Origin of the sequence: Sphingobium fuliginis, assembly GCF_004152845.1 — a bacterium.
GTDB lineage: Bacteria > Pseudomonadota > Alphaproteobacteria > Sphingomonadales > Sphingomonadaceae > Sphingobium > Sphingobium fuliginis.
On sequence record NZ_SEON01000006.1, the window covers coordinates 130,567 to 157,142 of the forward strand.

General features: G+C 66.6%; 21 protein-coding genes. 14 read left to right on the plus strand and 7 right to left on the minus strand.

Going from position 1 to position 26,576, the window contains the following annotated elements; all coding sequences use genetic code 11:
• Positions 1 to 11 precede the first annotated feature (11 nt).
• The 3 genes from EWH10_RS15140 to EWH10_RS15150 form a co-directional block, all read right to left on the minus strand.
• Positions 12 to 515, minus strand: coding sequence for a RidA family protein (locus tag EWH10_RS15140; protein WP_065847265.1), 504 nt, complete (start codon positions 513 to 515; stop codon positions 12 to 14).
• Positions 516 to 599: 84 nt separating this feature from the next.
• A complete protein-coding gene (locus tag EWH10_RS15145) occupies positions 600 to 3,548 on the minus strand; it encodes an amidohydrolase family protein (RefSeq protein WP_065847256.1) in 2,949 nt (982 codons plus the stop codon).
• Between the two features lie 12 nt (positions 3,549 to 3,560).
• Positions 3,561 to 5,435 (minus strand): gamma-glutamyltransferase family protein, encoded by a 1,875-nt coding sequence (locus tag EWH10_RS15150; protein WP_065847259.1) that lies wholly within the window; start codon positions 5,433 to 5,435, stop codon positions 3,561 to 3,563.
• A 452-nt stretch (positions 5,436 to 5,887) separates the two neighbouring features.
• Here EWH10_RS15150 and EWH10_RS15155 point away from each other — a divergent pair, with 452 nt between their 5' ends.
• Both EWH10_RS15155 and EWH10_RS15160 read left to right on the plus strand, forming a co-directional pair.
• Complete coding sequence (locus EWH10_RS15155; RefSeq protein ID WP_170825641.1) at positions 5,888 to 9,010, plus strand: TonB-dependent receptor domain-containing protein; 3,123 nt, start codon at positions 5,888 to 5,890, stop codon at positions 9,008 to 9,010.
• 74 nt (positions 9,011 to 9,084) lie between these two features.
• Positions 9,085 to 10,962 (plus strand): gamma-glutamyltransferase family protein, encoded by a 1,878-nt coding sequence (locus tag EWH10_RS15160; protein WP_130030065.1) that lies wholly within the window; start codon positions 9,085 to 9,087, stop codon positions 10,960 to 10,962.
• A gap of 17 nt (positions 10,963 to 10,979) precedes the next feature.
• Here the strand turns inward: EWH10_RS15160 and EWH10_RS15165 are convergent, their stop codons facing one another.
• From EWH10_RS15165 to EWH10_RS15175, 3 genes are read right to left on the minus strand one after another with little or no spacing between them, the layout of a single operon-like run.
• A complete protein-coding gene (locus EWH10_RS15165) occupies positions 10,980 to 11,186 on the minus strand; it encodes a hypervirulence associated TUDOR domain-containing protein (protein WP_025547707.1) in 207 nt (68 codons plus the stop codon).
• On the minus strand, positions 11,186 to 11,371 hold the full coding sequence (locus EWH10_RS15170) for a hypothetical protein (protein ID WP_025547709.1): 186 nt from the start codon (positions 11,369 to 11,371) through the stop codon (positions 11,186 to 11,188). Before EWH10_RS15170 ends, EWH10_RS15165 begins: the two co-directional genes overlap by 1 nt.
• Positions 11,372 to 11,397: 26 nt before the next feature.
• Complete coding sequence (locus tag EWH10_RS15175) at positions 11,398 to 11,664, minus strand: DUF2171 domain-containing protein (protein ID WP_044661102.1); 267 nt, start codon at positions 11,662 to 11,664, stop codon at positions 11,398 to 11,400.
• A 301-nt stretch (positions 11,665 to 11,965) separates the two neighbouring features.
• On the opposite strand from EWH10_RS15175, the gene EWH10_RS15180 reads away from it, so the two are divergent.
• The 10 genes from EWH10_RS15180 (at position 11,966) to EWH10_RS15225 (ending at position 23,615) form a co-directional block, all read left to right on the plus strand.
• Positions 11,966 to 12,889 (plus strand): LysR family transcriptional regulator, encoded by a 924-nt coding sequence (locus EWH10_RS15180; protein ID WP_025547710.1) that lies wholly within the window; start codon positions 11,966 to 11,968, stop codon positions 12,887 to 12,889.
• Positions 12,890 to 13,168: 279 nt separating this feature from the next.
• Entirely contained in the window at positions 13,169 to 14,974 is a 1,806-nt protein-coding gene (locus EWH10_RS15185; RefSeq protein ID WP_242495894.1) for a methyl-accepting chemotaxis protein, read from the plus strand.
• Positions 14,971 to 16,377 carry a chemotaxis protein CheW gene (locus EWH10_RS15190; RefSeq protein ID WP_065847827.1) on the plus strand — a complete coding sequence of 469 codons (1,407 nt, stop codon included), beginning with the start codon at positions 14,971 to 14,973 and terminating at the stop codon, positions 16,375 to 16,377. The genes EWH10_RS15185 and EWH10_RS15190 overlap by 4 nt, the downstream gene beginning before the upstream one ends.
• Positions 16,374 to 17,519, plus strand: a complete 1,146-nt coding sequence (cheB, locus tag EWH10_RS15195; RefSeq protein ID WP_065847825.1) for a chemotaxis-specific protein-glutamate methyltransferase CheB — start codon at positions 16,374 to 16,376, stop codon at positions 17,517 to 17,519. The genes EWH10_RS15190 and cheB overlap by 4 nt, the downstream gene beginning before the upstream one ends.
• On the plus strand, positions 17,516 to 18,352 hold the full coding sequence (locus EWH10_RS15200; protein ID WP_025549513.1) for a CheR family methyltransferase: 837 nt from the start codon (positions 17,516 to 17,518) through the stop codon (positions 18,350 to 18,352). Before cheB ends, EWH10_RS15200 begins: the two co-directional genes overlap by 4 nt.
• Positions 18,352 to 20,301 carry a chemotaxis protein CheA gene (locus EWH10_RS15205; RefSeq protein WP_130030067.1) on the plus strand — a complete coding sequence of 650 codons (1,950 nt, stop codon included), beginning with the start codon at positions 18,352 to 18,354 and terminating at the stop codon, positions 20,299 to 20,301. Before EWH10_RS15200 ends, EWH10_RS15205 begins: the two co-directional genes overlap by 1 nt.
• The gene (locus EWH10_RS15210) at positions 20,298 to 20,543 is read left to right on the plus strand and encodes a hypothetical protein (RefSeq protein WP_025549512.1); all 246 of its coding nucleotides are present in this window, start codon (positions 20,298 to 20,300) and stop codon (positions 20,541 to 20,543) included. The genes EWH10_RS15205 and EWH10_RS15210 overlap by 4 nt, the downstream gene beginning before the upstream one ends.
• Positions 20,544 to 20,624: 81 nt before the next feature.
• Entirely contained in the window at positions 20,625 to 21,008 is a 384-nt protein-coding gene (locus EWH10_RS15215) for a response regulator (RefSeq protein ID WP_025549511.1), read from the plus strand.
• A complete protein-coding gene (locus EWH10_RS15220) occupies positions 21,005 to 21,643 on the plus strand; it encodes a chemotaxis protein CheX (RefSeq protein ID WP_025549510.1) in 639 nt (212 codons plus the stop codon). Before EWH10_RS15215 ends, EWH10_RS15220 begins: the two co-directional genes overlap by 4 nt.
• On the plus strand, positions 21,636 to 23,615 hold the full coding sequence (locus EWH10_RS15225) for a hybrid sensor histidine kinase/response regulator (RefSeq protein ID WP_065847032.1): 1,980 nt from the start codon (positions 21,636 to 21,638) through the stop codon (positions 23,613 to 23,615). Before EWH10_RS15220 ends, EWH10_RS15225 begins: the two co-directional genes overlap by 8 nt.
• A gap of 41 nt (positions 23,616 to 23,656) precedes the next feature.
• Here EWH10_RS15225 and EWH10_RS15230 read toward each other — a convergent pair whose 3' ends face one another.
• Positions 23,657 to 24,421, minus strand: coding sequence for an IclR family transcriptional regulator (locus tag EWH10_RS15230; RefSeq protein ID WP_025549508.1), 765 nt, complete (start codon positions 24,419 to 24,421; stop codon positions 23,657 to 23,659).
• 127 nt (positions 24,422 to 24,548) lie between these two features.
• Here EWH10_RS15230 and EWH10_RS15235 point away from each other — a divergent pair, with 127 nt between their 5' ends.
• Together EWH10_RS15235 and dmpG are read left to right on the plus strand one after the other, a co-directional pair.
• Positions 24,549 to 25,490: an acetaldehyde dehydrogenase (acetylating) gene (locus EWH10_RS15235; protein WP_025549507.1), complete on the plus strand. Its 942-nt coding sequence runs from the start codon at positions 24,549 to 24,551 to the stop codon at positions 25,488 to 25,490.
• Positions 25,487 to 26,509, plus strand: coding sequence for a 4-hydroxy-2-oxovalerate aldolase (gene dmpG, locus EWH10_RS15240; RefSeq protein WP_025549506.1), 1,023 nt, complete (start codon positions 25,487 to 25,489; stop codon positions 26,507 to 26,509). The genes EWH10_RS15235 and dmpG overlap by 4 nt, the downstream gene beginning before the upstream one ends.
• The last annotated feature ends 67 nt before the right edge of the window (positions 26,510 to 26,576 follow it).

Consider the following 26,576-nt stretch of genomic DNA (forward strand, 5'->3'; position numbering starts at 1 on the left):
GCGGCGGAAGTTCAGTTGCCCCTGGCAGCGATCGCCTCGATCTCGATCAATTGCTGCGGCCGGGCGAGACCTGCGATCTGGAAGGCCGAGCGCGTCGGCAGGTTGGGCTGATCGGCGGTACCGAAGAATTTCTTATAGGCCCGCGTCATGCCGTCGCGGTCCATCTTACCGCCCAGCTTGGGGTCTCCCACCAGGAAGACGGTCAGCTTGACCACATCGCCCATGGTGAGACCCATTTCCGCAAGCTGCGCCTTCATCCTGGTGAAGATCGACATTGCCTGCGCCTCGGTATCGCCAAAGGCGCCGGGGCTTTCCGTATCCTTGGGGTCGATGGGCGCGCCGGTCGCGCCGGAGAGGAAATAGAGCGTGCTGCCGGGCGGGACCACGGCGGCGCTGGCGATCATCGCGCCGGGGGCCTGTTTATGCTCCACCGGCGCGGCATGGGCCGTCGATGACAAGGAAGCGGCGGCCACGATGCCGACAAGAGAAAGCCTGAACGCCGACGGATTTGCCATGAACGCCCCCATTCCCATATTGCTGATGCCTGTATCCCGATGAACGAGGCGGGAAGGAAAATCCGCCATGCCTATGTTGCGGTATCATTGCCCGCCGGAAACAAGTTCCGCGACGTCATAATATTTTCCGTTGGCGATCACCTTCCTCACATTGAAAGTGTTCGCGATATTCTCCCGCGGATCGCCCGCGAGGAGGGTAATGTCCGCCAGCTTGCCAGCCTCCAGCGTCCCTGCGTCCAGGTTGAGCGACTTGGCCGAATTGACCGTCGCCGTCTGCAAGGCCTGGAAGGGCGTCAGCCCCGCATCCACATAGGAGGAAAGCTCCGCATGCAGGTTGGTCGCGATCATCGTGTCGGTGCCCGCCGCGACCAGCGTGCCGGCATCGAACATCTTCTTCAGGCTGGTCAGGCTGCCCGCCATCATCGGCCGCAACAGCGCCGCCATCGGATCGCTTTCCGTCACCGTCTTGCGCGCCCAGATCGGATAGAGGTTGATGCGCGGATCGTCGCGATAGGACGGGTTCTTCTCCAGATAATTGGTCAGGGCGCCGAAATTGGTGGGTGTCAGCGTGCGGCCGCTCCTGCCGAAAAGCTGGATCACATCTTCATAGGCCATGCCCATCGGCCCCTGCTTGGGCGAATAGCCGCGGCGGCTGGTCGCGCCCAGATGCTCGGTCGCGTCGACCCCTGTATAGGCGGCGGGGAAGATTTCATGGCCGGTGACCGGCACGCCCATCTGGTGCGCCGCCTCCACGATGCGCCGCTGGTAGATGTCGGGCATGCGGACATAGCTTTTCAATATGTCGTATTTGAGGATGCGGGCGCGCTCCAGCTCCCGCTCCAGATGAGCCGGGCCGGAAACGGCGACGCCCATCTTGTAATAGACGCGCTGCCATTCGAACAGCGGCCCGTTGACATAGAGGCGCGGGCTGATGCGCACGCCCGCTTCGGCTGCCTCCCGATCCTCTATCGCGTCATAGACCTGGTTGCCCGGATCGCGCACGGTGGTGATGCCATAGGCGAGCCATGCGCGTTCCAGATTGGAGCCGAAATCCTTTTGCAGATGAGCGTGATGCTCGATCAGGCCGGGAATGGCGGTGAGGCCGGTGCCGTCGACGAAACGGTCCGCCTGATGCAGCGCCGGATCATGATCGCGGATCGCGGCGATGCGGTTGCCCTCGATCACGATGTCCTTGTCATGCTGGGTCTCGTCGCGGACGGAGTCGACCAGATTGCTGACGTGGATTACCATCCGCCCGGTCGGATTGGCGAGGCGGTAGCTGAGGTCGACCGGAATCTCCCGGATCACGCCGGTTTCGGTATCGATCGCCTTCAGCTTGTCCGACGACTGGTAGAGGATGGTGCGGCTGTCGGCGGTCCAGGTCGGGAAATAGGAGATTTCGGAGGTGTAGCTGCGCGGCGGGCCCATCGGCTTGCCGTCGGCGGCGACGGGCCAGATCTTCAGCAGGCCTTCGTAGATCGCTGCCATCTTCGTGCCGTCGGGCGACCAGGCGGGACCGCCGCCGCCCCGCGTGTCGGTTCCGGCATTGTCCTGCGGCACCTGCCAGAAGGGCTCGCCCTTGCCATCGGCGGGGATGACGTAGACCTGGTTGGTGCCCTCACGGAAGCTGTTGGAATATTTATAGGAGAGCGCGATGGCGACATATTTGCCGTCCGCCGACCAGGTGGGGCTGCCCGGCTGGCCGAGCGAGGCCTGAAGCCGCGTCACCTTGCCGCTCGCCACGTCGACGACGCAGACGCCCGCGACGCCCCAACGCCCGTCGACATCGAGGAAGGCGATGCGGCCGCCGTCATGCGACCAGGCCGCGCCAAGCGGCTGGGTATCCATGTCGGTGAGCTGGCGGTCCTTGCCGGTCCTGAGATCGCGTATCCACAGTTGCGGCAAGCCGCCGCCCTTGTCGGAGGTATAGACGATGCTCTGCCCGTCAGGCGACCAGGCGGGATCGGCGTCCAACGCGGCGTCCTTGGTGAGGTTCTCCGGCACGCCGCCCTTGGAGGACATAAGGTAGAGATCGCCCAGCGCCACGAAGGCGATGCGGCTGCCATCGGGCGAGATGGTAGGATGGACGATGCCCAGCGCCTTGCGCGGCGCGGTGGAATCCCAGTCGCGCTTCGCCCGCGCATAGCTGGGCTTCACCACCTCCAGCGTGGCGGCGAAATCGACGGTGGAGAGGCGTCCGCCGCTCCGGTGCCTGATCTTGCCGTCCGAGACGTAATAATAGCCGCCCTTCCCCCAGCTTATGCGGAAGGGAAAGACATTCTCGGTTGCGCTGACGGCCTTCCCGTCCACTTCCAGATGGCTGCCCTTCGCGTCCTGCACCACATACGCCAGTTCGCCGCCGGGGCCGAAGGAGGGCGCATCCACCCTGCCCTCGGCCTGCTTGAGCAGGCTTTCCCTGCCGTCCGCCAGCGTCGTTGCGTAGAGCGCCGTCCTGCTGCCGTCGATCCCGGCATAGGCGATCCTCGCGCCGTCGGGCGACCAGCTCGGCATCCGGTCCTCGCGCGGACTGCTGCTGATCTGCTTCACCGCCCCGCTGGCGACGTCCAGCGTCCAGATGTCGTAATTGCCGCTGCGGTCGGAGGAGAAGGCGATGGTCTTCCCATCGGGCGACCAGGCCGGTTCGCGATCATCCCACGCGCCCAGCGTCAGCTTGCGCATGTCGCTGCCGTCGGGCTTGATCGTCCAGAGATCGTAGCCGCCGTCGCGATAGGCGAAATAGGCGAGGCGCGATCCGTCGGGCGACCAGACCGGCTGGCGCGCATCGTTGAAATAGTCGGTGATGCGCTTCGCCTTGCCGCCCCTGGCGGGGATGATCCAGAGGCTTCCCTGAAGATCGACCGCCAGCCATTTGCCGTCCGGCGAGACGGACACGGCCATGGAGGTGCCCTCATGCACGTCGAAGGCGATGGGCTTTTCCCCACCCGGCGGGGGCAGATTGGCGGGCTGGGCATAGGCCTGCACGGCGCAGGCCGACAGCAGGGCGAGGGAAAACAGCTTCAGCGGAGACTTCATGTACGCGCCCTCTTACCAACCAAAGACATAGCGTTCGCGGCGCACGTCCGCCCCGCCGCGCAAGGTGCCGCTGCCGGGCACGACGCCCGCCGCAACGATCCCGGTGGAGACGGCGAAAGGCCCCAGCACGTCGAGCTTGTGCCCGCGCGCGGCCAGATCATCGCGCACCGATTGCGGCACGCGATTCTCGATCTCCAGCACGCCCGGTTCATCCTTCTTGATCGCGAAGGAGGCGTGGAAATGGTTGCTGTTGATGCGCGGCGCCTCGATGGCGGCCTGGAGCGGCTGGTCGAAGGCCAGCACGCGCAGCAGCACGTTCATGATCTGCTGGTCCTGATTGTCGCCGCCGGGCGTGCCGATGGCCAGATAAGGCGCGCCGTCCTTCAGCACCATGGAGGGGGAGAGCGTCGTGCGCGGCCGTTTGCCCGGCACCAGCACATTGGGGCTTTCCGGATCGAGATCGAAGACGGTGAGCCGGTTGCTCATCGGCACGCCGGTATCGCCCGCAATATAGGCGCCGCCCAGCAACCAGCCCGAACTGGGCGTGGCGCTGAACAGATTGCCGTCCTTGTCGACCACTTCGATGGCGGTGGTGTCGGCGGTCGGGCGCGGCGGGGCCTTCAGCATATGCGGCGTAAAGGCGGGCGTTGTCCGAGCCTTGCCCTCGAACGCCCAGGGGTCACCATAGCGATGCTCCAGCGAAGCCTTCGGCCCGATCTGCTTCGCGCGCTCTGCGGCATAGGCCTTGGACAAGAGGCCCTTCATCGGCACGGTCGCGAAATCCGGGTCCCCGAAATAGGCGTTGCGGTCGTCGAAGGCGAGCTTGATCGATTCCGCGACGGTGTGGAGATAGGGCGCGGACCCCGGCTCCATCGACGCGATGCCCGCCGCCTCCGCAATGTTGAGCGCCATCAGCATGGCCGGGCCCTGGCTCCAGAAGCCGCCCTTATAGACTTCATAGCCGAAGACGCTGGTCATCGTCGGGGTTTCGACCTTGCCCTTATAGGCGGCGAGGTCTTCATAGCGCATCAGTCCGCCGTCGCGCTCCATCGCAGCGCCGATCCGCCGGGCGATGTCGCCCTTGTAGAAGGCGTCGCGCCCGGCCTGGATCGCGGCCTTGCGGTTCTTCGTCTTCTTATAGGCTGCCCGGTCCGCTTCCGCGATGATGCGAATGGTCTTCGCCAGATTGGGCTGGCGGAAGATTTCGCCCACTTTCGGCAAGGCTCCACCCGGATAATAGGTGTCATAGGCGTCCTTCCACTTGGACGTCGCCTTCTTCTGGCTGGCGAAGACTTCGGCCAGGAAATTATACATGACGAAACCGTCCGCCAGTTCGATGGCGGGTTGCAGCACCTGATCGAGCGTCATCGTGCCGTTGAGTTGCAGCGCGAGGGCCATGGCGTCGACCATGGCGGGGACGGTGCCGCCATTGGGACCGTTGCCGGGAATGACGCCCGCCCTGGCGAACCTGTCCGGCGTGGCGAGCATGGGCGCGACGCCCTGCCCGTTCACCAGCGAAACCTTCTTCGCCTTCGCGTCATAGATGATGGTCGGCGCTTCGCCGCCGAAGCCGAAATGCGAAATCTCCGTCACGGCGGCCGCGAACACCGCCGCGACGCCCGCGTCCGTCGCATTGCCGCCCGCCATCAATATGCGCGTCCCCGCCGCCACCGCATAATGACGCCCGGCGGCGACGATGCCGAAATTGCCGACGATCTCCGGCCGCAGCGTTTCGCCGGCGCTCACCAGCCGGGTCGGCTCCAGCGGCGCCCTGGCGGCGGGCGCCGCGTCCTGCGCGGAGGCTCCCGTCTGGGCCAGGGCGACGCCCCCCATAGCCAATGCCGCGAAGTCGCGACGGCTCAATCCCTGCCCTGCAGTATCGGTCATGAACGAAGATCCCCTGTAATCGGCATAGTCAGCGCTACCCGAGGGAAAGCAGGCATCTGCCTTGCCGGTCCTTTCCCTGTAACGAGAATGATCCCGCTTTCCACTATGCTTCAGGAAATTTCATGGAATTTTAAAAATATTCATCCGGCCATGGCGGAAATCATGTTCTGATCAGTTCTACTCTCCCGAACGGATGCGATAGTGGGCGTTTCGTCCGTCAATGCATGCTGCCGGCGTGGGGCCGGAAACAACATGGTCCACAGGGGATGATGCCGGAACTCCAGCTATCGGGGGATCCGCGAATGCACAGTCTGGGCCAATTCCCAATATATAAGAACAACCGCCTGTCGTGCACGGGATTCATCGGCGCGCACCTGCCCGATAGCTGAACCGCGCAAAGCCCGTCCGCCGAAGGGATCGGCGGACGGGCTTCATCACAGGGGAACAGCAAGATGAGGGTGAGAAGGAACAGCATTTCGACGCTGGCGGGAGCCAGCCTTTGGGCATTGACGGCAGGGGCGCTTCACGCGCAGACGGCAGCCGACACCGCTCCGCAGGACAGCGGAGCAGACGCCGAGATCGTCGTCATCGGCACCCAGATCAGGGGCGCGAACACGACCGGCGCGCTGCCCGTCAGCGTGGTGGGCGAACAGCAGATCGAAGCGGTGGCCGCAGTGTCCGGCGCCGATCTTTTCCGGTCCATCCCGCAATTGGGCGGCGTGACCTTCAACGAACAGGTGCTGGGCGGCGGCAATGCGAACGCGGCGCGCGGCGACGTTTCCACCGTATCGCTGCGCGGCCTGGGCCAGGGCAACACGCTGCTGCTGATCAACGGCCGCCGCACCGTGCTGCACCCCACGTCACAGGCCATCACCGGCGTCATCGATTCCGGCGTCCCGACTTTCGGCTATAACGCCAACACCATTCCCGTGGGCAACATAGCGCGCGTCGAAGTGCTGCGCGACGGCGCGGCGGCTCTCTACGGTTCGGATGCTGTTGCCGGCGTCGTCAACAATGTCCTCAATTCCGATTTCAACGGCGCCAAGTTCGACGCGCAATATGGCGGAGCCGAAGGTACCAATCTTCGCGAGTTCACCGTCAACGGCCTGATCGGCAAGGATTTCAGCGAAGGACGCGGCAACATCACCCTGTTCGCCGGCTATGCGCAGAAGTCGAAGCTTTATCTCAGCGATCAGGATTATACCGCCAATGTCGACCGGCGCGGCTATGTCGCGGGCACCAGCTTCGCCGGCGTCTCCGCGTTCAACGGCACCAGCACCAGCACGCCCTGGGGCACGTTCCGCGCGCTCAGCCCCGCCGCCAACGGCACCTTCCTCAACCGGACGATCACCAGTAACGGCGTCGCCTTCACCAACAGTTCCAGCCAGTTCCACATCCAACCGAGCACCAACAGCGGATGCCGCATCCCGTCGGGCACCACCGGCACATGCTATGATGACGGCAACGGCGCGACGGAAATGGCGAACGTCGATTCCAACCTGCGCTTCAATTCGCCGGCGACGTTCGACGACCTCACCACCCAGCCTTCGGTCAAGCGCATCAACCTGTTCGCCAACGGGCATTTCGACCTGACCGACAACCTGACCCTCTATGGCGAAGCGGGCTTCTATCGCGGCAAGACGGAAGCGATCATCGGCGCGCCGGGTTCGCTGGCGAACATCCCGATCACCGTCGCCGCCAACGCCTATTGGAATCCGCTTGGGCCCATCGGTTCCCCCAACCGCCTGCCCGGGCTCAGCACCGCCGTCGTTCCGGCGACGGGCCTGCCCGTCCAGATCACGTCCCTCAGCTATGTCGATGTCGGGTCGCGCAGCGTGGAGGTGACCAATTATCAATATCGCTTCCTGGGTGGCCTGAAGGGTAATATCGGCAATTGGGACTGGGATACGGCCGGCCTCTATACATGGGCCACCGCCGCGGATACGCAGGAGAACTTCTCCAACACTTTGCTGCAGGCCGCGATCAACCGCACGACGCCCGACGCCTACAACCCCTTCAACGGCGGTTGCGTCGAGGCGCCGTCCATCGGCGACTGCACGCCCAACAGCGACGCGACCATCGACAGCTTCCGCATCAAGGCGACGCGCAAGACACGCACGTCGCTGGCCCTGTGGGACTTCAAGATTTCCAACGCCCATCTGCTGGGCCTGTGGGCGGACAACAGCATCGGCATCGCGGCAGGCGTCGAATATCGCCGCGAAACCTATCATGACAATCGTTCCCCCTATCAGGGCGGCATTCGCGGGGTCGACACCACCTATACCGATGCCGTCACCGGCATCTTCTACGGTTCCGACCTGGGCGGCGCCAGTCCCAGCCCCGACGTGCGCGGCAAGCGCAACGTGAAGTCCGCCTATGCGGAACTCGCCATCCCGATCTTCAGTCCGGAAATGGAGGTTCCCTTCTTCCGCAGCCTCGATTTCCAGATCGCCGGACGTTATGAAGACTATAGCGACGTCGGATCGGTCGCGAAGCCGAAGATCGCGGGAAGCTGGGAACTGCTTCAGGGCATGCGGTTGCGCGGTTCCTGGTCGCAGGGCTTCCGCGCCCCGAACCTTGAGGTGATCAATACCTCCACGCTGGACCGCGTGAACACCGGCATCGACTATGTGCTCTGCGAAGCGGACCTGCGCGCCGGGCGGATTGCCAACTTCTCCCAGTGCAACCGCAGCATCTCCGTCCTGCGGCGCAGCGGCGGCAATCCCAATCTGAAGCCGGAGGAATCGGAAAGCTGGAGCTTTGGCGCGGTCATTTCCCCGCCGCTGGGCGACGGCTGGGGCAAGGTGACGTTCACCGTCGACCGCTGGCGCATCAAGCAGAAGAATGTGGTCGGCCTGCTCGACTATCAGAACGGCCTCAACCTCGATTATCTGCGGCGCGTGCAGGGCAGCAGCAATCCCAATGTCGTGCGCCGCGATCCCACGGCGGACGACGTGGCGCTGGTGGCGGGCACCGGACTCGCCCCGGTGGGCGAGCTTCTCTATGTGGTCGCCAATTTCGAGAACCTGCTGCCGGTGACGGTGCAGGGCATCGACTTCAACCTCGACTATCTGCTGCCGACCGCATCGATCGGCACCTTCTCCCTCAACGTCAACGCATCGCGCCTGATCAGCTATTATGTCGATGCTCCGGCAGGGGTGACGGCGGTGATCGACGGGCGCTCCGCGGGTCTGGTCAATGCAGGCGTGCCGATCCAGGGCGGGGGCGACGTGGTGGGCCGCGACGGCCAACCGCGCTGGCGGATCGCGGCGACGCTCGACTGGACGCTGGGGCCGGTCAAGATCGGCGCCTATACGCAGTTCATCGACAGCGTATATGAGAATGCGGTACGCGATGGCTCGACCAATCCCTGGATCGTGAAGGGACAGACGACCGTCAATCTCTATGCCCAATATACGTTCAAAAATGGCGGGCCGCTCAACGACACGAGCATCCAGATCGGCGCGCGCAACATCTTCGACAAGGACCCGCCATTGGCGTCGGGCGGCTATCTGTCGAACCTCTACCAGCCGCAGGCGCGCTACTGGTACACCAGCATCAAGAAATCCTTCTGATGCGGCGGGATGCGGCGCCATGCTCCCGGCGCCGCATCCCCTTTTCCCTTGCCCCCAGGATCGAAGGTTGACCCATGTCCGCTCCCGATAAGCCCCGGCGCCCGGAAGCGCTCGACCGTCGAGAATTGCTGGCCGCCGGGCTTGCGGGACTGGCGCTCACGGGCCTTCCATCCGCCGCCCGCGGGCAGTCGGGCGCCCGTGCCCCCGACGCGCCCCGCTCCGGCGGAACGAGCGTCGCGGCGCATCGTGTCGAAGTGCCGATGCCGCATGGCGGCGTCACCGCCGGTCATCCGCTGGCCGCCATGGCCGGAACCCGCATGCTGATGCAGGGCGGCAGCGCGGCCGACGCGGTGGTGGCCGCCATGGCGGTGATGAATGTCGTCGAACCCTGGGCATCGAGCGCGGGCGGCAACGGCTTCGCCACCTGCCTCGACCGCAAGGCGGGCAAGGTCCACTCGCTCGCCTTCACCGGCGGCGCGCCGCGCCTGCTCGACCCGCAGGTCGATCCCAAGGCGCTGGACCATGGCCCGAAGGCGTTGACGGTGCCCGGAGCCTTTGGCGGCTGGATCGCGCTTGCCCGGCGATTCGGCAGGTTGCCGCTCGCCACATTGCTGGAGCCAGCGATCGGCTATGCCCGCGACGGCCACCCGCTCGACCCGTCCATCGCCCTGTTCATCGGCCGGGCGCAAAAGACGCTGAGCCTCTATCCGACCAGCGCCGCCCTGTTCCTGCCGGATGGACAGCCGCCTGCGGCCCGCTCGATCTTCCGCAATCCCAATCTCGCCCGCACGCTGCAAGCGCTGGCCAATGCCGAGACGAAGGCGCTGAAGGGCGGCGCGGACCGGGATCGTGCCCTGCAAGCCGCCTATGACTATTTCTACTCAGGCCCCATCGCGCAGGAATTTGCGCGCTTTTCGACCGAAACCGGCGGCTGGCTGCGCCTCGACGATCTCAAGGCCTATCAGCCGCGCTGGAGCGATCCGGTCAGCACCCATTATCGCGGGCTGGACGTCTATAGCAGTCCGCTGACCTCCCGCACCGGGCTGGAACTGTGCGAGCAGCTCAATCTGGTCGAGGGTTTCGACCTGGCCGCCCTGCCCGCCGAGGGGCCGCAGCTCACTCATCTGCTGATCGAGGCGATCAAGGTCGCCAAGGCGGATGTCTATCGCTACGCCGCCGATCCCCGCTTCGCCCAGACGCCGGTCGAGGGCCTGCTCTCCAAGCGTTTCGCGGCGGAACGGCGCAGGCTGATCGATCCGGCCCGGGCGGGTCTCTATCCGGAGGGCGGCGATGCCGCCGCCTTCGACCGGGCGGCGCTGGAACAGGCGCGGCCGCGCTTCGCGGCGCGGGGCGACGACCGCACGCGAGGGGGCGACACGACCAGCCTGTCCGCCGTCGACGCGGACGGCAACGCCATCGCCGTCACGACCACCATTGGCGGCGGCTTCGGCACTTTTCTGGTGATGGGCGATACGGGCATCCTCTTCAACAACGGGTTGAGGCTGGGGTCCACCGCACCCTATGACGGGCACCCGAACAAGGTCGCGCCCGGCAGGATCGCCCTTCTGGGCAACGGCCCCACCATCGTTCTGGACAAGGGCCGGCTGCATCTGGTGTTCGGATCGCCCGGCGGCGAAACGATCGGCCAGACACAATTCCAGTTCCTGGTGAACATGGTCGATCGCGGCATGCCGATCCAGGCAGCCATAGAGGCGCCGCGTTTCGCGCTCGATGCCGATCCGAATTTCTACAGGCCCGGCGCCGCGATCACCGTGCAGGCGGAGGGCCGCTTTGCCGATCCGGTGCTGCAAGGGCTGACCGCCATGGGCCACCGGATCGAGAAGGTCGGCCCTTATGCGATCGGCAGCGTCCAGGGCATAGCGGTCGATCCATCGGGCGCGCGCATGGGCGGGGCCGACCCCCGCCGCATGGGCTATGCGGTCGGTTATTGAGGCGACCCGCGAGGCGCTTACCGCTTCCTGAGGGCATCGGGCTTGTGCGCAGCCCGCTTGCCCTCATCCGTTTCCACGATGAATTCGGGATTGCCCGGCGTGGCGGCCACTTTGTGGCCCTTGATCCGCGTGGTTTCGGTGACCTTCTTCACCACCTTGCCATGGGCCTGTCCGCCATGGCTTTTCCACGTCACGGGATCGCCTTTCCTGAGAGTGCTCGCCATCATGCGCCTCCCGGATCGACGGAGAAGGCGATCTTGCGCCGATCCATTTCCTCGACCACGGCCTGAAGGAAGGGGGACAGATTCTCCGTCTCCTTGTCCGAGGCCGTTTCCCAGCTGTCGATCAGTTCCTCATCGGTCATGTTCCCGACCACGGCCCTATGATCGCTTTGCGCATCCGCAGCCATGACGATCCTCCGCTCTACGGCCTGGGTCAGTTGCCGTCGTCCATGATCGCTTCGCCGCCTTCCTCCTCCTCCAGGAGAACCGCTGCGGAACCCGACGCCGAAAGCCGGACCTGATTCCCTTCCACCGCGGCGACCAGCCCGCCGGCAATGAAATGATGATGGTCCCCATGCGATCCGCTGTCGGCCTTGACCATCTTGATCCGGTCGCCTTCCACCTTGTCGACCGTGCCGATGTGCACGCCGTCGGCGCCGATGATGTCCATATGTTCCTTGATTGCGCTCAGCTCTGCCATGTCCGTCTCCTTCTTCCGCCCTGAACGCATGGAGCCGCGCGAGAGATGCGCCGGGCGCCGCCGACTGGCGCGCCGGAGCCACGACTTCACGCAAAACCGCCCCTCTGCCCAGATGGGGCCGGCACCGGGCCGCATGCCTTCGGCACGGCCGATCGACGACGAAAGTATCATCCCGGTCCCGATGCGGACATTGCGCCGAATCTCCTGAAAGCTTACGGTTTCAGGCAAGGCCGTCTGCCCGGCCGTCGGCGGTTCAAGGGTCGACGCGGCCGGAAAGTCATACTCCGGAGGTATCATCATGTTGGACATGCGCCTTCTGCGCTACTTCGTGGCCGTGGCGGACGAGGGCAATTTCAACCGCGCGGCGGAACGGCTGCACATCGCGCAGCCGCCGCTGTCGCGCGCGATCCAGCAGCTGGAGGCGCATGTCGGCGCGCCCCTGCTGGACCGCGCCAGCCGTCCGCTGCGCCTGACCGGCGTGGGGCGCCTGCTGCACGCGCAGGCGGTGCAGGTGCTGAGCCGCATGGAAGATGTGGAGGCGATGGTGAAGGCGGCGGCGACCAGCCGGCGGCGGCGGCTGGTGATCGGCTTCGTCGCCTCGACCATCTATGCGCGGCTGCCCGAATTGATCCGCGCGTTCCGCAAGGTCGCCGACAATGTCGAACTGGTCATGGTGGAAAGCACCACGCTGGACCAGATCGCCGCGCTGAAGGAAGGGCGGATCGATGTCGGGTTCGGCCGCATCCGGTTCGAGGATCCGGGCGTGCGCCGCATCATCCTGCGCGATGAAAAGCTGGTCGCCGCCTTTCCGATCGACCATCCCCTGGCAAGCGGCGAAGGGCCGATTTCGCTGCGCGAACTGGCGGACGAACCGCAGATCGTATATCCCCGCGCGCCGCGCCCCAGCTATGCCGATCAAGTGATTTCCCTGTTCCGCGACCAGGCGATTGAGCCGCGCATCGTCCATGAAGCGCGCGAGCTTCAGATCGCCATCGGCCTCGTCGCGGCGGAGGAAGGCATGGCGATCGTTCCCGAATCGGTCCGGCGGGCGCGCAGCCACGACGTCGCCTTTCGCGAACTGGCCGAACCCGCCACGTCCCCCATCATCTTGAGCCATCGTCCCGGCGACCGCTCCCCCGAACTCGCGCTGATGACATCGGTCGTCGCCCGCAAATATGCGGAGTGGGGCTATGACGTGCCCGCAGCGCTGAGCGAGGAATCCTGAGCGGGCTGCGCGAAGCGGCGGTTCCGCCAGTCCACCCCTGCCATTTTTCACGGAGATATGGCGTGCGCCTTCCGCCTCGCTTATGCGGGTAGGAAATCGAAGCGAGGAAGAGAGTTACCCATGGCCCTGGTGAAAAAGGCTGCGCTCGGCAAGGCTGGCCGTGGCAGATCGGTCGCATCCTCTCCTGACGACCGGCCGGCAATGGACAAGTCCATGGCCCCCAACGGGTCCAGCCCGCCCAAACGGCTCCCTGCACGGCCGGGACGCAGGCGCAAGCCCATGACCGCGGTCGAGCGGCTCGACCAGGCGACGCAGGAACTGGCCAGCGGGTTGGGGGAATCGGCGTCCGCCGCGGCCGAACTCCAGCGCAATGTCGAGCAGATGGCGAGCGGCGCGGAGGAGGCGGCCAGCGCCGCGCAGGAGTCGCTCGGCCTCGTCGGCCATCTGCGCGCCAATTTTCGGGAAGCGAGCATCCGCGCCGCCGCATCGCGCAGCCAGACCGAAAGGCTGGAGGCGTCGTTCAAGGAAATCTCCGAACAGATCGATGCTTCCGTCGCGGCGATAGAGTTGAACGCCCGCCGCCAGCTTGGCTCGGTCACGGTGATAGAGCAGTTGGAACTGGCCGCCGCCCGCATCGGCGCGGTGGGCGACGCCATGGGCGACCTGGCCGAACAGACCGGCATGCTGGCGCTGAACGCATCGATCGAGGCGACCCGCGCCGGGGACAGCGGCAGGGGCTTCGGCATCGTTGCCGACGAGGTTCGCGAACTGGCCGAAGCGTCGGAGGCGAGCGCGACCGACATCCGCGCGATTGCGACGGGCATCGTCGCGGAGGTCCGCGCGATTGCGGCGCGGGTCCGCGCGGCCAGCGAACGCGCCAGCGGGGAGGCGCGGAGCGGCAGCCATGTCAGCACAGCCCTGGAAGAAGCGCGGGACGCCCTCGCCACCGTTCTGGGCGGCGCGCAGGAGATCGCCGCCGCCGCCGTCCAGGCTGAGGTGGCCGCCACGGAATCGGAACGCGGGGCCGAGCAGGTCGCTAGCGCCGCGGAGGAACAGTCCGCCGCGGCGGCCGAGGCGCAGCAGGCGATAGAGCAGCAGGCCGCCTCGCTGGAGCAGAGCCAGCAGACGGCGGAAGCGCTGGCGGCGCTGAGCGGCGCGCTGGGGACGGAACGGGCCGGTTCGCAGGAGGTCGAGCAGATCGCCGTGGCCGCCGAACAATTATCCGCCACGGTGCAGGAGCTGTCGGGCGCATCCAGCCAGATCCAGATCGCCATCGAGCAGATTGCGCGCGGCGCACAGCTTCAAAGCGCCGCCACATTGCAGGCCAGCGCCGCCATGGGGCAGATCGAAACCAGCGCCACCATTGCAAAGGACAGGGCGGCCGGCGCGGTCGAAAGCCTGGACGGGCTGGTCGCGACGGTCGGGGAAGGAAGCGCGAAACTGACCGGCCTGATCGACGGCGTGGGCGCCGCCGTCGAAGACACGCGCGCCGTGCTGGACCTGCTCGGCAGGCTGAACGAAACGGCGCGGCGGGCGGAGAAGGTGGCCGACACGCTGGCGCTCGGCGCGCTCCAGACCAACATGCTGGGGGTGAGCGGCGCGGTGGAGGCGACCCGGTCCGGCGAAGCGGGCGAAGGCTTCACGACCGTCACGGCCGACATTCGGAAACTGGCGCGCAGCCTGGCCGCCAATGCCGAAGAAGGCAAGGATGTCGTGCGCGCCATCCAGGAAGGCATTCAGATCGCGCAGCGCACGCTCGACCAGATCGCCGCGGCGGGGGAGACGGAAACGACGCGCAACGAAGCGCTGCTTGCCCGCTTCGCCGGCATGGCTGCGGAGCTGAACGCGACCCGCGCCGACAATGGCGTGATCCTCGATGGCGCGGAGGCGATACAGCACGCCGCGCGAGAGGTGCGAAGCGGCTGCGAGCAGATCGCAAAGGCGGCCGAACTGGCGGCCGAAGCTGCGCGGGAGGCGGGCGCTGCCGCTCACCAGCAGGCGCAGAGCGCGGAAATGCTGGCTGCGGCCATTGAAGACATCGCCTCTCTCGCCGCCTCGCTCAACAGCGGAGAGTCCGGCGCATGACGGCGGGCGACCGGCTCGTCTTCCGTGCCGGTGACAGGCGCTATGCCGTGGCGGCGGGCCGCGTGCGCGAACTCGCCCGATTGCCGCGGCTGACGCCGGTTCCACTGGCGCCGCAGGGTCTGCTGGGGCTGGGCAATGTGCGGGGAGAGACGATCGCGGTGCTTTCCCCGGCCGCGATGACCGGCGGCGAAGCGCTGGGCGCGGCGCGCCATTTGCTGGTGCTGGGGGGCAGCGATCCCATCGCCCTGGCCATCGATGCGGTGGAAAGGTCCGACGGGGACGAGGCGGGCAGGATCGAGGATTTCCCCCTCGACCAATGGATCGCACAGGCCTTTCCCCTGCGCGCGAGTGCGCGACGCGCCAGCGCAGGCGGGGCCATGGCACGACCTGTCCGGCACGCCATGCGGGACGACCGGCTGGCGCTGCTGCGCGTGGCGATAGGCGATCAGAGCTTCGCCCTGCCCCTGGAGGAGGTTGCGCAAGTGCTGCGCATGCCCCGCGACGTGGCGCTGCTCCCCGGCGCGGATGCAGCCGTGGTGGGGACGATCCGCTGGCGCGACCGGTCGCTGGGCGTGCTGTCGCTCGCGGCGCTGCTGGGCCTTTCCGGCGATGAGGGGGCGGAGACGGACCGTGCCCGCCGCCGCATCGTCGTGGTGACGCTCGGCGGGCAGAATCTGGGACTGCTGGTCGATCATGTCGAAGGACTTTTGCGCGTGTCGCCCGGGCGGATCGACAGCCTACCCACCGCCCTGTTGCGGACGGAAGGCGAGGCGCGGATCAGCGCCATTTGCCGTCCCGAGGGCGGCGGCCGGCTGGTGTCGATGCTGGCGGTCGACGAACTGCTGCGTGATCCCGCCGCGCGCCTGCCGGTGACGAAGGATCAGCGAACCGGCAAAGCCGCGCCTGCATCCTCGCCCTCCAGCCCGCGGATGTCCCTGCTGCTCGTCCGCATCGGTCCCCATGACCTTGCCCTGCCGGTCGGGGCCATCGACAAGGTGATGGGGCCGCCGGAGCGGCTGACCACGCTGCCCGGTGCGCCGCCGTGGCTGGCGGGCCTGGCGGCGACTGGCGGCGAACCGCTCGCGGTGGTCGATCAAGTCATGCGTCTGACGGGTTCCCCGGCCAGCGGAGCGCGGCGACGGCTGATCGTGCTGCGCACCGACGGCCGGCGCGTCGGCTTTCTGGTCGACGAAGCGCGCACCATCCTTGCCGTCGAACGCAGCATGCTCGTTCCCGCACCCCTTCCCGATGCGCTGGCCGATGGGATTTTCGGAGAGGTGCTGCACGCTTCGGACGGTGGCGGCAGAACGCTGCTCGTCGTCCAGCCGGCAGCGTTGCTTTCTTCAGCCGAGCAAGCCCTTATGGCCGAAATCGCTCGCCGCCAGCCGACGCCAGCGCCATGATCCGACTGCTGATCGTCGACGACAGCCCATTGATGCGGCAGCTTCTGACCGAAATCTTCGCCGAAGCCGGGGATTTCGAGACAGGCACGGCCCGCAACGCCGACGAAGCCCTGGCACAGCTCAGCGCGTTCCAGCCCGATGTCGTGACGCTGGACATTCACATGCCCGGAATGGACGGACTCGCCTGCCTCGACCGCATCATGGTCGAGCGGCCGACACCGGTCGTCATGCTGTCCTCCCTCACCGAAGCCGGGGCGGACGAGACGCTGGAAGCGCTGGCGCTGGGCGCGGTCGATTTCATTCCCAAGCCGCGGGGACCGCTGTCGATCGAGATCGAAGGAATCGCGGCCACGCTTGTCGCCAAGGTCCGCGAGGCCGCCAGCGCCCGCATCCCGCGCAGCGCCCGGCTGACCGAGCGGGTCCGGCGGCGCGCCGCCGCCACGCGCCTTGCGGGCGGCTCCGCTGCTCCCATCCGCCCGTCCATGCCCAGACAGGCCGCGACAGCCATTCCACCCCGCAGGCGGCCCGCCCACCTTCCTTCGCACGAGAAAGCCGAGGCGCTTTCAGGGATAGAGGCGGTGCTGGTGGGCGTCTCCACCGGTGGGCCGTCGGCGCTGGACGCGCTGCTCGGTCCGCTGCCTGCCGACTTCCCCTGGCCCATCGTCATCGCCCAGCACATGCCGTCCAGCTTCACCGGGCCGCTGGCCCGCCGCCTCGACCGGGGATGCGCCATCGCGGTGGAGGAGGTGCGGCAGCCCCGCCCCCTTCGCCCCGGCACCGCCTATATCGGGCGGGGAGACGCGGACCTGATCTTCTCCCGCCGGGATGGCGTGCCCCAGATACTGGCCGCCCCGATGCGGGCGGATCGGCTATGGCATCCCAGCGCGGACCGGCTGGTCGAAAGCGCGCGGGCGCTGTTCCCGCCACGGGCGCTGGTCGCCGTGCTGATGACAGGCATGGGGCATGACGGGGCGGAGGCGATGGCCGCCCTCCACCGGGACGGCGGCCATGTGCTGGCGCAGGACGAGGCAAGCTCCGTCGTCTGGGGCATGCCCGGCGCGCTCGTCGCGGCTGGCGGCGCCGATCTGGTCCTGCCGCTGGAAGATCTGGCGGCGCAGCTCCTCGCTTGGGCGCAGGGATGACGCAGGTGCCCGAAACGCTGCTTGCGGGATCGTCGCTGACGCGGCTGACGGCGCTGCTCTACCGCCTGACCGGCATGAAGTTCGACGAGAAGAAGCGCTTCTACCTCGAACGCCGGGTCGCGCACCGCATGGACCGGACCGCGACAACCGACATCGCCCGCTACCTCCTGCTGCTGGAGCGCGATGCGCACGAGCGGCAGATGCTGATCAACGCCGTCACCATCAACGAGACCTATTTCTTCCGGGAGGAGCATCAGCTCACCGCGCTGGCGGACGAGATCCTGCCCAGGATCGCCGCGGAAAAGCGGCCCGGCGACCTGATCCGCATCTGGTCCCTTCCCTGCTCGACCGGGGAGGAAGCCTATTCGATCGCGCTCTGGCTGCTGGAGCGATGGCCGCTGGTCGACGCCTATCATGTCGAGATCGTCGGGTCGGACATCGACACCCACGCGCTCGATGCCGCCCGGGACGGCCAATATGGGGCGCGCGCGCTCGCCCGGCTGCCGGCGGACATGCTCGCGGCCTATTTCGAACGCGAACATCAGCACCGCAGACGGATCGTCCAGGACCTGCGCGAATCCGTGCTCTTCACCCAGGCGAACCTGAACGATGCGGCTTCGGTGGCGAGCCAGGGCCGCTTCGATATCGTGCTTTGCCGCAACCTGCTCATTTATTTCGATGACGAATCGCGCATCGCCGCCGCCCGGCATCTGCACGAGGCGCTTCTTCCCGGCGGCTATCTCCTGCTCGGCCATAGCGAATCCATGGCCCGGATCGACGAGCGCTTCGATCTGGTTCGCTTGCGCCAGGCAATCGTCTATCGTCGGCGCTGATGGACGAGCTGCTTCAACAATTCCTGCTCGAAGGACGCGATCTGGTGGCGGATGCGCATGCCGCCCTGGTGGCGCTTGGCCGCGACGCACGGGATCGCCCGGCGCTCGACCGGCTGTTCCGCGCCACCCATACGCTCAAGGGGTCGGTGGCCCTGTTCGACATGGCGCCGGCGGAACGGCTGCTCCACGTCGCAGAGGCCCGACTCGAAGGCGCGAGGAAAGGCGACGGGGCGCTGGACGAAGCCATGCTCGACCTGTTGATGCAGGCGATCGACCAGACCGACCGCTGGATCGACGCCATGGAGGGCGCCGCTTCGCTGGACGCCGACGCCACCGGCCTTTCGGACCGCCTGATCGCCCTGATCGCAGGGGACGGGGAAACCGGTGAAGCTGACCTCCCCCTGCCCGTCTCACCCCCGGTCGCGGCTGATCAGGACTGGATCGCCGCCCTGCGCAGCCGCGCCGAACTGGCCATGGTCGACCCCGGCCGGGCGAGAACGGCCTTCCGCTATACCCCCGATCCCGACTGCTTCTTCCGGGGCGAGGACCCGCTGTCCATGGTCGAGAATGTGCCTCAATTGCTGGGCATCGCCATATTGCCCGCCGGCGATGCCTGGCCGGACCTCGCCGCCTGCGAGCCGTTCCGCTGCATGGCCGCCATAGAGGGGTTGAGCGCCGCCGACGAAGCGCAGGTGCGCGCCGCGTTCCGGCTAGCGCCCGATCAGATTGCGGTCGCGCCGTTCAATCCGTCGCCAGCGGCAAGCGATTCTGCCCCCTATGCCACCGAACTTGCGGCCACGCTCAGGGTCGAGGCGGTCCGGCTCGACCGGCTGGCCGACCAGAGCGGCGAACTTGCCGTCGCGATCCGTGCGCTGCAACCGATAGCGGCCCGCCTGCGCGTCATCGATCCGCTGCTCGCCGCCGAACTCCGTGCCGCGGAGGACGAGATCGCCCGCGTCGCCGGACGGCTCCAGCGCTCGGTCGCGCAGGTGAGGCTGGTGTCGCTCGAACCCGTGCTGCGCCGCCTGCCGCGGCTGGCGCGGGAGGCCGCGGCCATGGTGGACAAGGCGATCCGCTTCACCATCGAGGGGGAGACGGCGCAGGTCGACAAGCAACTGGCCGACCAGTTGTTCGAACCCCTGCTCCATCTGGTGCGCAACGCCGTCGACCACGGGCTGGAGCCGGCCGGACAGAGGGTGGCCAGCGGGAAACCCGCCGAAGGGCGGATCGGGCTTGCCGTCCGGCAAGATGGCGGCCATATCTCCATCGTCCTGACCGATGACGGGCGCGGGATCGATCCGCAGGCGATGCGGGCGGCAGCCGTCGCCAAGGGCCTGATGAGCGGCGAGGCGGCGGCCGCGCTCAGCGATGCGGAAGCCTTGCATATCGTCTTCCTCCCCGGTTTTTCCACCGCCGAAAGCGCCACTATGCTGTCGGGCCGGGGCGTCGGCATGGACGCCGTGCGGGCGGCGGTCGAACGGCTGGCGGGGACCATCACGATCCAGAGCGATGTCGGCCGGGGCACGCGCATCACCCTGCGCCTGCCGGCCAATGCGATCACGACTCCGCTTCTGGTCGTCGCGGCGGGGGACCGTCAGCTCGGCGTCAGGCTGGACCAGATCGTTGAAACCGCGCGGATCGACGCCAGCGCGGTCCAGCCGGTCGGTCAGGCGCATGCCTGCATATTGCGGGACAGGACCGTGCCCGTGCTGGACCTGGCGGCGCTGCTGGGGCTGGAACCCACGAGCGGCGCGCTTGCCCGGCTGGTGGTGACCGATGCCGGACCCTGCCGCACCGCGCTGCGCGTGGCTGCCTTCGGGGAGCGGTTCGACGCCGTCGTGCGCGAAAGCACGGGATTGCTGGCCGCCATGCCCGCCGTGGCGGGTACGGCGATGATGTCCGACGGCAGCGTGCTGCTGGTGCTGGACCTGCCGGAGCTGGTGGCATGAGCGTGGTCGTGGAGGAGGACCGGATCATCCTCTCAGGCGCTGCGACGGTGGAGGACGCCGAACCGCTGCTGGCCGCGCTGCTGGAGCATCCCCATCACAGGATCGACATCGCCGGGCTGGCGCGGGCGCATCTTGCCGTGGTGCAGTTGGTCCTCGCCGCCGGCCGGCCCGTCATCGGCCGGCCCGAAAGCCCGTTCCTGCGGGAAATCGCCTTTGCATCGCCAATGCGGATCAAGGTGTAACAATTTCATATCTGCGATTGCGGTTCCTTCCTATAGAAGAAGATGAAGGCCCGACCGGGTCGAGATTGAGTGGAGTCATGAATGCCCGTTACCGTGTTGATCGTGGACGACAGCAAACTCGCGCGGATCGTCGCGGGAAAGGCATTGGCGGAACTTCAGCCCGACTGGCAGAAAATCGAGGCCGGCAGCGGGGCGCAGGCGCTGGAACTGCTGGGCAAGGAGCGGATCGAAGTCGCTCTCATCGATTTCAACATGACCGAACAGGATGGGCTGGAACTTGCGGGCGAGATACGCGCTTTGAGGCCGGACATGCCGATCGCGATCATCACCGCCAATATCCAGGACGAGATCATCGCGCAGGCGCGGGCGATCGGCGCCGCCTTCATCGCCAAGCCCGTCACCAGCGAGGGCCTTGCCGGCTTCCTGACCGGCGCTGCGCTCAAGCTGAGGTCCAGCCAGGAATGATAACGGGCCACGTCGCGCTGAGCGAACTCGAACAGGACGCCCTGACCGAGATCGTGAATATCGGCGTGAGCCGCGCCGCCTCTTCCTTGAGGAAGATGATCGGGGACCAGGTCGTCCTGTCCGTCCCTTCGGTGGAGGTCGTGAGCCAGCGCCGCGCCGCCCGCCTGATCAGCGAGCGCGAAGTGGTCGACCTGATCGCGGTGCGGCAGGATTTTTCGGGTCCCTTTTGCGGGCGGGCCCTGCTGATCTTCCCCGAAACGAACAGCCTGGAGCTGGTTCGGGCGGTGACGGGCGGCGCCCTTTCGGCCGAGGAAGCGGTCGAGATGGAGCAGGAGGCGCTGGCCGAGACGGGCAACATCATCCTCAACAGCTGCCTTGCGACCATGGCCAACATGCTCAAGCGGTCGCTGTCCATGACCATCCCCGAAGTGCTGCGGGGCAATGGCGCGACCCTGTTCGAAATCGACGAAACGACAGGGTCGGAAGGGCTGGTCCTCTTTCTCTACATCGACTTTGCGGTGCGCCAGCGCGACATTCGCGGCTATATCGCGATGCTGATGGACATTCCTTCGCTCGCGACGCTCAAGCAGTTGCTCGACGAGTTCATCTCGCGCATCGTGGGCGAGGATGGCTGACGAAGCGATCATCGGAAACGCGGATCAATTGCGCGCCGTGCTCGCGGCGGCGGGGGCCAGCGGCGCCTGGGACTGGGACATCGTCCGGGACCGGCTGACCGTCGATGCCCGTTTTGCCGAGCTGTACGGATTGGGCGCCGATGCCGCCGACCAGCCATTGCCGACCGCCGCCTTCTTCCGCGCCATCCATCCGGAGGATCGCGCCCGCATCCGCATCGCGGTCGCTGGCATGCTGGCGGGCTCCGAATTCTTCTCCAAGGAATTCCGCATCATCGCTCCGGACGGTGCGATATTATGGATGCACGGCCGGGGCCGGAGCCAGCTTGACGATCAGGACGAGCCGATACGTTTCACCGGGCTGCTGGTCGATGTGACCGACCGCAAGCGCACGGAGGAGCGGCTCCGCATCGCGCAGAGCGCCGGCGGGATCGGCACGTTCGAATATCGGGACGGCTTCGCGACAGTGTCGGTCTCCAGCGAATTCTGCCGGCTGCTCGGCCTCCACCCCGCCGACCGGCTGCCGGTCAGGACGATCAACGCGGTCGTGTGCGAGGACGAGGAGCCGTTGATACCCGAAGACGGTGCGGAACCTGCCAGCATCGACAGCGTGTTCCGCATCCGCCGCAGCGACGATGGCGCGGACCGCTGGATCGCCCGCCGTGGCGAGGCGATGCGCGACAGCGAGGGTAGCGGTTACCGGCTGCTGGGCGTCATCTATGACGTGACCGATGCGAAGCTTCAGGAAACGCGGCTGCGCGAATTGAACGACACGCTGGAGCAGCGCGTCGCGCAGGAGATAGACGAACGCCTGCGGGCGGAGGATGCGCTCCGCCAGGCGCAGAAGATGGAGGCCGTCGGCCAGCTTACCGGCGGCATCGCGCATGATTTCAACAATCTGCTGACCATCATCACCGGCAGCGTCGACATGGCGCTGCGGCGGCTCGACAATTCGGCCGATCCCAGGGTGGGCCGCGCGCTGGACAATGCCATGCGCGGTGCGGAACGGGCAGCGGCGCTGACCCAGCGCCTGCTTGCCTTCTCCCGCCGGCAGCCGCTCGACCCCCGTGCCGTGGAGGTGCCCCGCCTGCTGGCCGGCATGTCGGACCTGCTCACCCGCACCATCACCGAAGCGGTCGCCATCGCCATCGAGGCGCCGGACGACGTCTGGACCATAGAGGCCGATCCGCACCAGCTTGAAAATGCGATCCTCAACCTGGCCGTGAACGCCCGCGACGCCATGCCGCAGGGCGGATCGCTGACCATCGCCGCAGGCAACCGGCAGGTCGCCGCGCACCAGAGCGACGAAAGCCATGTCAGTCCCGGCGATTATGTGGCGATCACGGTAAGCGACAACGGCACCGGCATGGACGCGGACACCCTGACCAAGGTGTTCGATCCCTTCTTCACCACCAAGGAGGTCGGGAAGGGCACGGGCCTTGGCCTGTCCATGGTCTATGGCTTCGCCAAGCAATCCGGCGGCAGCGTGCTGATCGACTCGGCATTGGGGGAAGGCACGACAGTGACGCTGCTGCTGATGCGCAGCGTCCAGAGCGCGGAACCGCCCGCCGATGCGATGGACGAGCGCGAACCCTTCGGCAGCGCGTCGGAAACGATCCTGGTTGTCGAAGATGACGACGATGTTCGCGCCTATACGGTGGGAACGCTGCGCGAGCTGGGTTATCGGGTGGTGGAGGCGCATGACGGCGCTTCCGCCCTTGCCCTGCTGGACAAGCAGGACCAGCCGATCAAGCTGCTGATCACGGACGTCGTCATGCCCCGCATGTCGGGCAGCGAACTCGCCGCGGCGGCCCGCGCCCGGCAGCCCAGGCTGCGCATCCTCTACACATCGGGTTATCCCAGGGATGCGATCATGCGCGACGGACGGCTGGACAGCGGCGTCGAACTGCTGGCCAAGCCCTTCACCTTCCGCAGCCTGGCGGAACGGGTACGCGAGATCATCGACAAGGGCTAGGACGCGCTGCGTGAATTCCGGCGCAGGTCGTCGGTGGCGCCTCATTCCGCTGCGTTGAACGCCACCTGCTCGATCTCCCGCGCTGTGGCGTGCAGCAGTTCGATCACCTCGTCATGCCCGATCTTCCTCGCGCTCATCGACTGCGATATGGATATGGCGGCGGGCACCATGCCGTCCGGCCTCCGGATCGGAACGGCCGCGCAGGTCAGGTCTTCGGCAATTTCTCCATCGTCGATCGCATATCCCTGCCGCGCCACCAGATCGAGCTCGCATGCCAGGGCGCCGGCATCGACGATGGTGCGCGGAGTAAGGGCAACGAAGGGGCCGTTGGCGAGATAGGCATCCCGCTCGCCGGGGGGAAGATGGGCGAGCAGCACCTTGCCCATGCCGGAGCAATAGGCCTCCAACTGCATTCCCACCCGCGTGAACAGTCCTGCCGCCCCCTGGCCGATTTTCAGGCGATAGGTGACCATGTCATTTTCCAGCGTCCCCAGCTGCACGATCGTCCGCGCCTTCACGGCCAGCCGGTGCATGGCGGGCGCGGCGACGTTGACGATCAACTGCTTTTCGTCGAGCCGCTGCAAGAGCCGCAGCAGCCGCGCGCCCGCGACATGCCGTCCGCGCCCGACCGGCGTCAGATACCCTTCCTCGACCAGCGTCGTCACCTGCCGGTGGGCCGTCGCCACGGGCATGTCGATGGACCGCGCCAGCGCGGAAACGCTGTTCTGCCCGCCATCGGCCACAACCCCCTCCAGCATGGCCAGGGTCCGCTTGAGCGAACTGATTTGCGGCGTCCTGTTTCTCATGATGTGAGAAGATCACAGCTTGGCCCGGTGGCGTCAAGTACAAAGCTCCCTTATTCTGATGCCCTGTGAGGCGGCCCGTACCCGGCGCCGGCGACATGCGTTTCCTTTACGAAAAGGCTTGAAGGATATGGCCAAAACCAAGGTTGCGATCATCGGATCGGGAAATATCGGCACCGACCTGATGATAAAGATCATGCGTCTTTCGGAGACGCTGGAAATGGGTGCCTTCGTCGGCATCGATCCGGAATCGGACGGGCTGAAGCGCGCCGCCCGCATGGGCGTGCCCATCACGGCGGAGGGCATTGGCGGCCTGATCGCGCTGGAGGGTTTCAAGGACATCGCCATCGTGTTCGACGCGACGTCGGCAGGCGCGCACAAGCGGCACAATGAACTGCTCCAGGCGCATGGCAAGCGGGTGGTCGACCTGACGCCCGCGGCCATCGGCCCCTACACCATTCCGCCCGTCAACGGCGAAACCAACCTGGATGCGTCGAACGTCAACATGGTGACCTGCGGCGGCCAGGCGACCATCCCCATCGTCCATGCCGTCAACCGCGTCGCGAAGGTGCATTATGGCGAGATCGTCGCCTCCATCGCCTCCAAGAGCGCAGGTCCCGGCACGCGCGCCAATATCGACGAATTCACCGAGACCACCAGCCAGGCGATCGTCGACGTCGGCGGGGCGAGCCGCGGCAAGGCCATCATCATCCTCAACCCCGCCGAGCCACCGCTGATCATGCGCGACACCGTTTATTGCCTGTGCGACGACGCCAGCCAGGACGAGATCCGCGCCAGCATCGACCGCATGGTGGCCGAAGTGCAGACCTATGTGCCGGGATACCGGCTGAAGCAGGCGGTGCAGTTCGAACATATCGGATCGAACCGTCCCCTGCGCATTCCGGAGATGGACGGGGAATTCACGGGCCTCAAGGTCAGCGTCTTCCTGGAGGTCGAGGGAGCCGCCCATTACCTGCCCGCCTATGCCGGCAATCTCGACATCATGACCTCGGCCGCGTTGCGCACCGCCGAAAAGATCGCCGTCCGCATGCATGAAGGAGCCGTCGCATGACCTTCGATCCGACCCAGACCAAGCTCTACATCCAGGACGTCACGCTGCGCGACGGCATGCATGCCGTCCGTCACCAATATAGCATCGACCATGTGCAGAAGATCGCCCGGGCGCTGGACGACGCCAAGGTCGACGCCATCGAGGTCGCCCATGGCGACGGCCTTAGCGGGTCGTCCTTCAACTATGGTTTCGGCGCGCATACGGACCATGACTGGATCGCCGCCGTGGCGGACGTGCTGGAACATAGCGTCCTGACGACGCTGCTGCTGCCCGGCATCGGCACGGTGCACGATCTGAAGCATGCCTATGATCTGGGCGTGCGGTCGGTGCGCATCGCCACCCATTGCACGGAGGCGGATGTTTCGAAGCAGCATATCGAGGCGGCGCGCAACCTGGGCATGGACGTGTCCGGCTTCCTGATGATGAGCCACATGACCGATCCGGATGCGCTGGCGCAGCAGGCCAAGCTGATGGAAGATTATGGCGCGCACTGCGTCTATGTCACCGACAGCGGCGGCGCGCTCAACATGGAGCAATATGCGGCGCGGCTTCAGGCCTATGATCGCGTGCTGAAGCCCGAGACGCAGCGTGGCGTGCACGCCCACCACAATCTTTCGCTGGGCGTCGCCAATTCCATCGTCGCCGTGCAGAACGGCGCGGTCCGCGTCGACGCCAGCCTGGCCGGCATGGGAGCCGGCGCCGGCAATGCGCCGCTGGAGGTGTTCATTGCCGCAGCGGACCGCTATGGCTGGAACCATGGCTGCGATCTCTATGCGTTGATGGACGCCGCCGAAGAACTGGTCCGCCCCCTGCAGGACCGGCCGGTGCGCGTGGACCGCGAAACGCTGACCCTGGGTTATGCGGGCGTCTATTCCAGCTTCCTGCGCCATGCGGAAAAGGCGGCGCAGGACTATGGCCTCGACGCGCGCAGCATCCTTGCGGAAGTGGGCCGTCGCAAGATGGTCGGCGGTCAGGAGGATATGATCGTCGACGTCGCGCTGGATCTCAGCGCAAAATAAGCGGCGGGGCGGCTTCGCCCCTTCGCCCGTGAGCAAGCCCATGGCCTGACGGTTCGTCCGTCAGGCC